Raw genomic sequence first — 9,369 nt, forward strand, 5'->3', positions numbered from 1 at the left:
CTTAGGACCGCTGGAACATGGCCAGCATCCGGCGCGTGACCAGGAAGCCGCCAACGATATTGATCGACGCGATCAGGATCGAAATCGTCGCCAGAACCAGAATGATGGTGCTGGATGACCCGACCTGGAGCATGGCCCCCACCACGACGATGCCCGAAATCGCGTTCGTCACCGCCATCAGTGGCGTATGCAGTGAATGGCTGACATTCCAGATCACCTGAAAGCCGACGAAACAGGCCAGCACGAAGACCGTGAAATGGGCCATGAAGCTGGCGGGCGCCACGGCGCCGACCGCGATCAGCACGATCGCGGCGACGATCAAAGTCGTGACCTGCGACCGGGTCTGCGCCTTGAAGGCGGCGACGTCCTTCGCCCGTTTCTGTTCGGGCGTCAGTTCCTCCGCCTTGGGTTTGGGCTTCTGGGCCGCGATCGCCTTGATCTTGGGCGGTGGCGGCGGGAAGCTGACCTCGCCTTCAAAGGCGATGGTCGCGCCCCGGATTACGTCATCCTCCATATTATGGACGATCACGCCATCCTTGCCCGGCGTCAGGTCGAACAGCATGTGGCGGATATTGCTGGCGTAGAGCGAACTGGACTGCGCCGCCATCCGGCTGGGGAAATCGGTATAGCCGATGATCGTAACGCCATTTGGCGAAACGATCTTCTCGTCCGTGACCGTCAGCTCGCAATTGCCGCCGCGTTCCGCCGCCAGATCGACAATGACCGATCCAGGGCGCATGGCCTCGACCATGTCCTTGGTCCAAAGGACCGGGGCATCGCGCCCCGGAATGAGCGCGGTGGAAATGACGATATCGACGTTCGGGGCCAGTTCGCGAAATTTCTTGAGCTGCGCTTCGCGAAATTCCGGGCTGGACGGGGCGGCATAGCCACCGGTCGCCGCGCCATCCTGCTGTTCCTCCGAAAAGTCGAGATAGACGAACTGCGCGCCCATCGATTCGATCTGTTCGGCGACTTCCGGCCGGACATCGAAGGCCAGCGTGATCGCCCCAAGCGACGTCGCCGCGCCGATCGCGGCCAGGCCGGCGACGCCCGCGCCGATCACCAGCACCCTGGCCGGCGGCACCTTGCCCGCTGCGGTCACTTGGCCCGTGAAGAAGCGTCCGAAATTGGCGCCCGCTTCGATCACGGCGCGATAGCCCGCAATGTTCGCCATCGAGGACAGCGCATCCATCTTCTGCGCGCGCGAGATGCGGGGCACCATGTCCATGGCCAGCACATTGGCGCCAGTCGCGCTGATCGCGGCCAGCTCGTCGCTGCGCTGTCCAGGATAAAAGAAGGAAATGAGGGACTTGCCCGGTTGAAGGCGCGCGGCCTCTTCTGTTTCGGGCGGACGCACCTTGACGATGACGTCAGATGCCGCCCACAATTCGCCAGCGGTTGCAACCACCTGCACGTCGGCAGCGCGATAACTGTCGTCGTCGAAGCCGGCTGCTTGGCCCGCGCCGCTTTCGACAAGGCATATATGGCCCAGTTTCTGCAATTGCAGAGCGCTGTCGGGCGTCAGCGCGACGCGCGCCTCGCCTTGCGCCACTTCTTTGGGTGCACCTATTCTCACTCTGGCTTCCTCCCCCTCTTTTTTAGCGCGGATGTGATCCAGCCGATGCGCTAATGGTCGATCGATCGCCATAGCGCTATAGTGAAAGACTTGAGGGCATAGAAGGTGAAGTTTAGCGCTTCGGCCGATGCATCATGCGCTGTCGGGCGAAAATGCGCGTCGGCTCGATTGGCGCTCTGCGCTCCTGCCAGAGAGCTTCCCGGCATTCTCATGGACCGGCCCGTCCGCGCGCCAGGACGGCGGATTTCCGGACACCGAGAAGGGGGGCAGGATCGAAATCCCATTCCCGCCTTCGTTCGGTCCACGCTGATCAGTAGCGGTAGCCGAGTGGGAAGCCATAGTCTTGAAATCGCGGTAGTCGGCGACGTTGGTGATGGAAAAGGCGTCGCTCAATTCCCAGTTGAAGGTCGCCGTGTATGACTGGCTCTTGCTATTGACCGACGGCGGTTCATCGCTGCCCAGGTCGCGGGGTTTGGTCGCGATACCGGCCGGACCAAGCGGCGCAAGGCGCGCGACGCCGGTGCTGCTGCCGGTGGTGGACGTATTTGCGCCCACGGCGCGGATAAAGACCTTCGCCTGGTCGAAGTCGTTGCCGAAGGTGACGGACGACGCTCACCGCCGATACCGCGACGCTGACATCCTGCAACGACTGCGCGCGGTCACGATGATTTCGTCATAGCCGATGTCGGCCGGCGACAGTGGCTTGCGCCATGGCCAGCGCCATCGCAGACGCCGAAATAGACATATGCTTTCGCAGTTTCGACATCATCTCTCTCCCTGTTTTATCACCGTATCGCCCGGCATCATCGTCTTTTACCCCCGACATCGCCGTGCATCCACAAAATGTCTGCCAAGGGATACAAATCGCTATTTTACATGGGATTTGGTAGATCGATCGATCTGCGGGACGGGGCTTCGACGCCACGAAAAGTTATGCTAGCGCGTCCTGATGAAGAAGCATGATCCAGCGAGCGGTTCGAACGACGAGGGATCGGGGCGCCGTCGCCAGATATTGGAGATCGCGGCGCAACTGTTCGCGAAAAAGGGATATCGCGGGACATCCATGCGCGACATCGGCGAGCAGGCCGGCGTGTTGGGCGGGTCGCTTTATCACCATATCAAATCGAAGGACGCGCTGTTCGTCGAATTGCACAATGCCGCGCTGGACGCCGCCGAGAGCAGCATCGCCCAGGCTGTCCGCGCGCAGGACGATCCATGGGCCAGGCTGGCGGCGGCCTGCGCGGCCTTGCTGGAAATCCAGCTGGCGCCGGATTCGCTGACGATGCCGATGATGAACGATTTTCGCGAAGTGCCCGATGCGGTGCGCCAACAGCTGATTGCGCGGCGTGATCGGTTCGAAGAGGTTTTCCGATCGCTGGTCGCGGGCCTGCCGCTGCCGTCGCATATCGACCGGTCCGTCTACCGCAATCTATTGTTGTCACAGCTTAATTCAGCGTCGAATTGGTATCGCGCAGGACGTCTGGCGCCCAACGACATCGCCGCCCAGATCGTGTCGATCTTCCGGCACGAATAGGGTGTTCGCTGTAAACCCGCCATCCTGTCCGGCCCATTGGAATTGACTGTAACACATGTTTGGTGTAGTTGCGGCGCTGCGCTTTGAGGAGAGGCCCGATGTTCAGTTATGTTCCGCCGATCGACGATTACCGCTTCCTGCTGACGCAGGTGCTGCGCTTTGACGCGGCGATGGCGGAGACAGGTCAGGCGGTCGACGCCGACCTGGCGGTCGCGGTGCTGGAGGAAGCGGGGCGGATGTGCGCCGATCGGCTACACCCGCTCAACCGCCATGGCGATGAAGAAGGTAGCCGCCTGGTCGATGGAAGCGTTATCACTCCCGCCGGCTTCGCTGACGCATGGCGCGATTTCGTGGCGGCGGGATGGGCATCCATGTCGGCCGATCCGGCCCATGGCGGGCAGGGACTGCCGTTCATCCTCCAACTCTGGCTGGACGAGATGCTGTCGGCGACGAACCTGTCCTTCGGCCTGTTTCCCGGCCTGACCCGCGGGGCCTGCGAAGCGATTGCGACCCATGCTGACGATGCGCTGAAATCGGTCTATCTGCCGCGAATGGTGAGCGGCGAATGGACCGGCGCCATGGCGCTGACCGAAAGCGGGGCAGGCACCGACCTCGCCCTGCTCAAGACCAGGGCCGTTCCGCAGGGCGATGGCAGCTTTGCCGTGACCGGACAGAAAATCTTCATTTCGTCGGGCGACCATGATTTTGGCGGCAACATCGTCCATCTCGTGCTGGCGCGCCTGCCCGATGCACCGGCCGGGGTGAAGGGAATCAGCCTGTTTCTGGTGCCCAAATATCTGCCCGACGCGGACGGCGAATTCACGATACGCAACGGCATGTCGGTCGGCGCGCTGGAAAAGAAGATGGGCATCCATGCCCAGCCGACCTGCGTGATGAATTATGACGAAGCGACCGGCTGGCTGGTCGGCGCGCCGAACAGGGGGCTGGCCGCCATGTTCACGATGATGAACGCGGAGCGGCTGATGGTCGGCATCCAGGGACTCGGCGTCGCCGGCGCGGCCTATCAGCAGGCCGCGGGTTACGCCAAGGAGCGGCTCCAGGGACGCAGCGCCGATGGTGCGCGTGGGCCGGTGGCGATCATCGACCATGCCGATGTGCGGCGGATGCTGCTCAACATCCGCGCCTTTGTCGAGGCCGGGCGGGCATTGGGCGGCTGGACCGCGCTCCAACTCGATCGGGCGCATCATCATCCCGACGCCGCCGAGCGGGCGAAGGCCGACGCGCTGGTCGCGCTGTTGACGCCGGTCGTGAAGGCCGCCTTCACGGATTTCGGTTTCGACAGCGCGGTGCAGGCGCAGCAGGTGTTCGGCGGCCATGGCTACATCCGAGAATGGGGCATGGAGCAATATGTGCGCGATGCGCGCATCGCGCAAATCTATGAAGGCACCAATGGCGTGCAGGCGATGGATTTGGTCGGGCGCAAGCTGGCGATGGCGGGCGGCGCCGTGGTTGACGGCTATTTCGACCTTATCGCGGCGGATGTGGACGCGGCCGGCGCTATTGATATCGCGATCAAGACGCGCGCGGCGTTGGCTTTGTTGCGCACCACCACGGCATCGCTGCAAGGCGCGCATGGGGATGCTGCGGGCGCTGCGGCGGTCGATTATCTGCGTCTTTTCGCGCTGGTTTCGATGGGATGGATGTGGACGCGCATGGCCGTGGCGGCGCAGGGCGACGATGTGTTGCACGCCGGCAAGCGTATCGTCGCCGACTTCTTCGCCCAGCGGATGCTGCCGCAGGCGCAGAGCCTGGCGGTCAGCATCGCGGCTGGCGAAGCGTCGATCATGGCGCTGGGCGCAGACTGCTTTTAAGCACGGCTTGATCGATCCGAAACCGCGTAGCAGCCAGGGGGAGGGCGCTGCGCGGTGCCGCTTGACCGGCTTGGGGCAATATCGTGGATCGGCACGATCGGCCTGGGGCGTCACGACTGCGCGCAAAATGCCACCAAAGCAGATCGCCATCGGCTAGGGCTATCGCTGCGCAGAGCGGGGGAATGCTGTCTCCATGGCCGGCGTCCGCCTCGTCTCGTCGCATCGATAGGGAACTGTTAACTTTCCTGTCGAAGAAAGGCGCCATGGAGAGAAGGCAGGAGATTGACGGCGGACGACCGGTGCGGACCTGGTTCAACCGCGCCGCCGCGCCTGCCTTGCCCGATGCGGTCTATCGCGACCTCGTCTCCACCCTCTTCACCATGACTGCGCCGATCGCGGGATTTGGCATCCTCTATGCGCTGGTCGGATCGCTCATCTACATCAAGTGGCACGATGGCTGGATCGCCGCCCTGACCGGCATTGCGATTGCGGTGACGATCGGGCGCGTCCTGTTGATCCGCGCCTATCATCGCGCCGGCGGCGCGGATCAGGACGTTGCGCGCCTGGGGCGTTGGGAAGGGCGCTACGCCATCCTCACTTATGCCTTCGCGCTGCTGATCGCCGCGCTGAACCTGTGCGTCCTGATGGCGCACGAACCACTCGTCCATCTGGCGACGGTCAGCCTGGTCTTCACCTTTGGCGCAGGCATCGTGTCGCGCAACGCCGGTCGGCCGACATTATGCGCGATCAGCGTGTCGTTGGCGGTGCTGCCCGTCGCGTTCGCGATGTTCGTTCATGCCGCAAGCGATGATGGCGAGAGGCTGCACACCGAATTTTTCACGCTCGAAGCCCTGCTCCTCATCACGGTGGGGTTGATGAGCCTGGCGTCGGCGCGGCATCTCTATGGCGCATCCGTCGAACATCTCACCGCCAAACATGATCTGGGCAAGCTCGCCCGCTTCGATCCGTTGACCGGCCTGCCCAATCGACTGCTCCTGCGCGAATCCTTTCAGGCCAAGCTCAAATCCGCCCATGCGACCAGCCAGCTGGCGATTCATTATCTGGACCTGGACGGATTCAAGGCGATCAACGATCAATATGGCCACCCCGTCGGCGACAGGATGCTGGTGGAGGTCGCGGATCGGTTGGCGTCGGCGATTCGAACGCAGGATGTCGCGGCGCGGCTGGGCGGCGATGAATTCCTCCTGATCCAATCCCATGTGCACCATGCCGATCAGGCCGAACTGCTCGCGCGCAGGGTGATCCGGCAATTGAGCGAACCCTATGTCATTGACGGCGTCGCCATGCGCATTTCGGTCAGCATCGGCATCGCCCTGACGCCCGAACATGGCCTCGACATGGAAAGGCTGATGGGATGTGCGGACGCGGCCCTCTATCGGTCCAAGGCCAAGGGAAAGGCGCAGGTGCAATTTTGCGGTCCCGAAGATGTGCAGGATGAGGGCCGGGCGGTCGCCTGACGGCCAAAATGCCGCAATCCATGCAATATTCCCGAATGGTTGATGAAAAATCCCAATAAGCGGGATTATTTATCGGCGACAATCCCGCGCGCGGCCGGGATAGGGTTGGATTTCAGCACTTTCCGCAAACTGGCACGCTCTCTGCAATATGGCGGACAGAGCCTGCGAGCAGGTTTCGGCCAGACGCTCAGGGCCAGATACTCAGGGCCACATACTCAGGGAAGGACATCATCATGAAGACCATTGCTTTCATCGCCGCCATTGCCGTCGCCACCGTCGCCGTTTCGGCCGCCAGCACGCCCGCCTTCGCTCAGGCCCAGGGCAATTTCGGCGCCGCCAAGGTGCGCTATGACGTCAAGACCGACCGTTATTGTTTCAAGCAGGTGGTGACCGGATCGCTGATCCCCGTGACCCAGTGCCGCAGCAAGAGCGAATGGGCGCAGGCGGGGCTGACCATCAGCCACAAGCCCGCGGTGCGCTTCGCGCAGCGTTGATCGCGCCGGGTCAAGCCAGGGGCGCGGGCCGTCAATGGGACGTTTCAGCTCTTGGGCGTGACCCATATCTCGACCGGTGCGACGAATTTGCCGGGCGCGGGCTTGCCGACATGAACGCGGTCGGCGGTGACCCGCTCACCGGTTTCCAGGTGGAATGTCGCCCACGGCTTGGGCATCCGGCCAAAGCTCATCTTCTGGATGGCTTGGCCGGTGGCGCTGTTCATGATCGTTGCAATGATGGTCATCGACGCGCTCTAGCGCCGACCGCCCCGGCCCGTAAACACCGGAAGCGCCCCGATGGACGAACGGTCCATATCCTGCCCGCCCATCGGTGCGATGCGCCCGGTTACTGGAGATAGGCGCGCTTCAATGCCGCGATATCGACGGCGGTGACGCCGATCTCCTGCTTCAGATAATTGTCGACCGAACCCCAGCGGGCGTCGATTTCCTCGAACGCGCTGGCCAGGAACGCCTTGCCGTCGGCATCCTTGAGCGGTTGCGCCTTGGCATAGGCGGGATTGCTCTGATAGCGGGCGAACATCTGGGCGACCGGATTGTCCGGGTAGAGCGCCGCATTGATCGGGGGCACCTCATATTGCGGCTGCCGATAGCTGGTCGACAGATGATAATCCGCCAGGATGACGTCGCGGGGCACGCCAAGGGCGGACAGGATCATCGCGCTCGCAAAGCCGGTGCGGTCCTGCCCGGCGGAGCAATTATATTCCACCGGCCCTTCGTTGCGCTTCAATATGTCGAACAGGATGCGCAGTTGCGGCGCGAGCTGTTCAGGGAAGTTCCGATAGAGCGCACCGCCATTGCGCAGGTCGCCCTTGATCATCGCCGCCATTGAATAGCCTATCGTGGAGTAGGGGACGCCGTCGATCTGCGACGGTGCGAACTGCCGTTCCTCGTCCGATCGCAGATCGACCATGTTGCGCAGGCCCAGCGCCTGGACCCGCGCCTTGTCGTCGGCGGTCAGCATGGCCGATCCGCCCGACCGATAGAGCAGGCCCCATTTGACCTGCTTGCCATCCTTGGTCCGATACCCGCCCAGATCGCGGAAGTTGGACCCCTGCGCCAAGGGCACCAATCGTTCGGACAGGATCGTGACCTTGTTGTCGGCCCGGTCGCGCAGCAGGAAATAGGGCCGCTTGACTGCGTCGACCGGAACGATCTCGCCGCCGTCGACATCGGCGGCCGACAGCAGTCGCGCCGACGCGATGTCCGCATCCGCCCGATCGGCGGCATAGACGTCGACTTTGGCGGCGCCCGACCAGCGCAATTGCATCTTGTCGCCGGCCAGCCGCTCCGCCGTCGCATCGGCGACGCGGGCTGATGCAGGCATGGCGGCGAAAGACAGGACGATCAGGGACGGGCCGGCCAGGGCCAGAATGATTTTCTTCATAGCTCTATCCTCTCGTTCAGAACTGGACGTTCACTTCGCCGCCGAATGTGCGCGGCTCGTTATAGATGGCGTATGTGCCCAGCGCGGCGCTGTAGTTGCGCAGGAACACGAACTGGTTGTCGAGCAGGTTGCGCGCCCATAGCGACACGCGCAGCTTCGCATTGTCCCGGCCCAAATCGATGTCGGCCAGCGACAGTCGGCCATTGACCAGGAAGGTGCGGTCGTTGAGCGTGGGATCGCTGGCGCTGCTATATTGGCGGCTGGCGAAATTGGCGTCGAGATGCGCGAGGATCTTCGCGTCCCCGGCGACCGGCAGGCTGTAATCGATCGCGCCGCTGGACGAGTGTTTGGGCACATAGACCGGATAGACGGTGACCAGCGGATTGCCGGCAATGAAGGGGTTATGCGCCTGGGGCAGGCGGATGTCGGTCAGGGCGTAGCTGGCGGTCAGCGTCAGGCCGGTCGCTGGCGCCACCGTCAAGTCCGCTTCGAACCCCTTGATCCGGCCCGACCCGTCGACATTGACCGTTTCCAATGTGGTGCGGTTGACACCCGGCGTCACCGCGTTGAAATCGATCTGCACATTCTTATACTTGGTCGTATAGGCCGCAAGGTTGAGGCGGACCATATTGTCCAGCAGGTCCATCTTCGACCCGATTTCGAAACTGGACACCGATTCCGGCCCGAAGCTGCGATAGGTGAGCGAGCGCGAATTGGCGCCGCCCGCCTTGTAGCCGGTGCTCCACTTGCCATAGACATTGATATGGCGGCTCACATCATAGGCAAGCGTGACCAGCGGATCGAAACGATCGGACTTGAATGCCATCGGCACGTCGCCGGTGACGCCGTTGACGGTCGGCGTTGCGCCATTGACCTTGGTCAACTCGCCCTTCTTCTTGTCATGACTGTACCGTCCGCCCATCGTAACCGACCGGTTGAGGCCGCCTGCCTTGCTGTGATGTGAGCGCGTAAGAGACGTCCATAAGGACGTCGTTATGGACGTCCTGAGCCAAAGCGAGGGACGGCGGTGGAGATATTGGGCCGGGAACG

The 9,369-nt window shown here is 62.8% G+C and carries 9 protein-coding genes; 5 read left to right on the plus strand and 4 right to left on the minus strand.

Going from position 1 to position 9,369, the window contains the following annotated elements:
• Position 1 precedes the first annotated feature (1 nt).
• Positions 2–1,576 (minus strand): Re/Si-specific NAD(P)(+) transhydrogenase subunit alpha, encoded by a 1,575-nt coding sequence (locus EWH12_RS08260; protein WP_129926270.1) that lies wholly within the window; start codon positions 1,574–1,576, stop codon positions 2–4.
• A gap of 373 nt (positions 1,577–1,949) precedes the next feature.
• Here EWH12_RS08260 and EWH12_RS22455 point away from each other — a divergent pair, with 373 nt between their 5' ends.
• The 5 genes from EWH12_RS22455 (at position 1,950) to EWH12_RS08285 (ending at position 6,914) form a co-directional block, all read left to right on the plus strand.
• Positions 1,950–2,255 carry a hypothetical protein gene (locus EWH12_RS22455; protein ID WP_207212376.1) on the plus strand — a complete coding sequence of 102 codons (306 nt, stop codon included), beginning with the start codon at positions 1,950–1,952 and terminating at the stop codon, positions 2,253–2,255.
• Between the two features lie 270 nt (positions 2,256–2,525).
• A complete protein-coding gene (locus EWH12_RS08270) occupies positions 2,526–3,110 on the plus strand; it encodes a TetR/AcrR family transcriptional regulator (protein WP_129926271.1) in 585 nt (194 codons plus the stop codon).
• Between the two features lie 98 nt (positions 3,111–3,208).
• A complete protein-coding gene (locus EWH12_RS08275) occupies positions 3,209–4,942 on the plus strand; it encodes an acyl-CoA dehydrogenase family protein (RefSeq protein WP_129926272.1) in 1,734 nt (577 codons plus the stop codon).
• 263 nt (positions 4,943–5,205) lie between these two features.
• Complete coding sequence (locus EWH12_RS08280) at positions 5,206–6,420, plus strand: GGDEF domain-containing protein (protein ID WP_242495992.1); 1,215 nt, start codon at positions 5,206–5,208, stop codon at positions 6,418–6,420.
• 233 nt (positions 6,421–6,653) lie between these two features.
• Positions 6,654–6,914 (plus strand): hypothetical protein, encoded by a 261-nt coding sequence (locus EWH12_RS08285; protein ID WP_066607902.1) that lies wholly within the window; start codon positions 6,654–6,656, stop codon positions 6,912–6,914.
• A gap of 44 nt (positions 6,915–6,958) precedes the next feature.
• On the opposite strand, the gene EWH12_RS08290 is transcribed toward EWH12_RS08285, so the two are convergent.
• From EWH12_RS08290 to EWH12_RS08300, 3 genes are all read right to left on the minus strand, one after another.
• Entirely contained in the window at positions 6,959–7,159 is a 201-nt protein-coding gene (locus tag EWH12_RS08290; RefSeq protein WP_129926273.1) for a hypothetical protein, read from the minus strand.
• Positions 7,160–7,260: 101 nt separating this feature from the next.
• Positions 7,261–8,319, minus strand: coding sequence for a tyrosine-protein phosphatase (locus EWH12_RS08295; protein WP_066607905.1), 1,059 nt, complete (start codon positions 8,317–8,319; stop codon positions 7,261–7,263).
• Positions 8,320–8,335: 16 nt separating this feature from the next.
• On the minus strand, positions 8,336–9,241 hold the full coding sequence (locus EWH12_RS08300; RefSeq protein WP_165363586.1) for a TonB-dependent receptor domain-containing protein: 906 nt from the start codon (positions 9,239–9,241) through the stop codon (positions 8,336–8,338).
• Between the last annotated feature and the right edge of the window lie 128 nt (positions 9,242–9,369).

It is taken from the genome of Sphingobium cupriresistens (assembly GCF_004152865.1).
Classification (GTDB): Bacteria; Pseudomonadota; Alphaproteobacteria; order Sphingomonadales; family Sphingomonadaceae; genus Sphingobium; species Sphingobium cupriresistens.

What these genes read in the sequence shown, in the direction of transcription:
- EWH12_RS08285 (WP_066607902.1), top strand. Translation starts at nt 6,654, where the DNA reads ATGAAGACCATTGCTTTCATCGCCGCCATTGCCGTCGCCACCGTCGCC.
- EWH12_RS08290 (WP_129926273.1), bottom strand. Translation starts at nt 7,159, where the DNA reads ATGACCATCATTGCAACGATCATGAACAGCGCCACCGGCCAAGCCATC.
- EWH12_RS08280 (WP_242495992.1), top strand. Translation starts at nt 5,206, where the DNA reads ATGGAGAGAAGGCAGGAGATTGACGGCGGACGACCGGTGCGGACCTGG.
- EWH12_RS08300 (WP_165363586.1), bottom strand. Translation starts at nt 9,241, where the DNA reads ATGGGCGGACGGTACAGTCATGACAAGAAGAAGGGCGAGTTGACCAAG.
- EWH12_RS22455 (WP_207212376.1), top strand. Translation starts at nt 1,950, where the DNA reads ATGGAAAAGGCGTCGCTCAATTCCCAGTTGAAGGTCGCCGTGTATGAC.
- EWH12_RS08275 (WP_129926272.1), top strand. Translation starts at nt 3,209, where the DNA reads ATGTTCAGTTATGTTCCGCCGATCGACGATTACCGCTTCCTGCTGACG.
- EWH12_RS08270 (WP_129926271.1), top strand. Translation starts at nt 2,526, where the DNA reads ATGAAGAAGCATGATCCAGCGAGCGGTTCGAACGACGAGGGATCGGGG.
- EWH12_RS08295 (WP_066607905.1), bottom strand. Translation starts at nt 8,319, where the DNA reads ATGAAGAAAATCATTCTGGCCCTGGCCGGCCCGTCCCTGATCGTCCTG.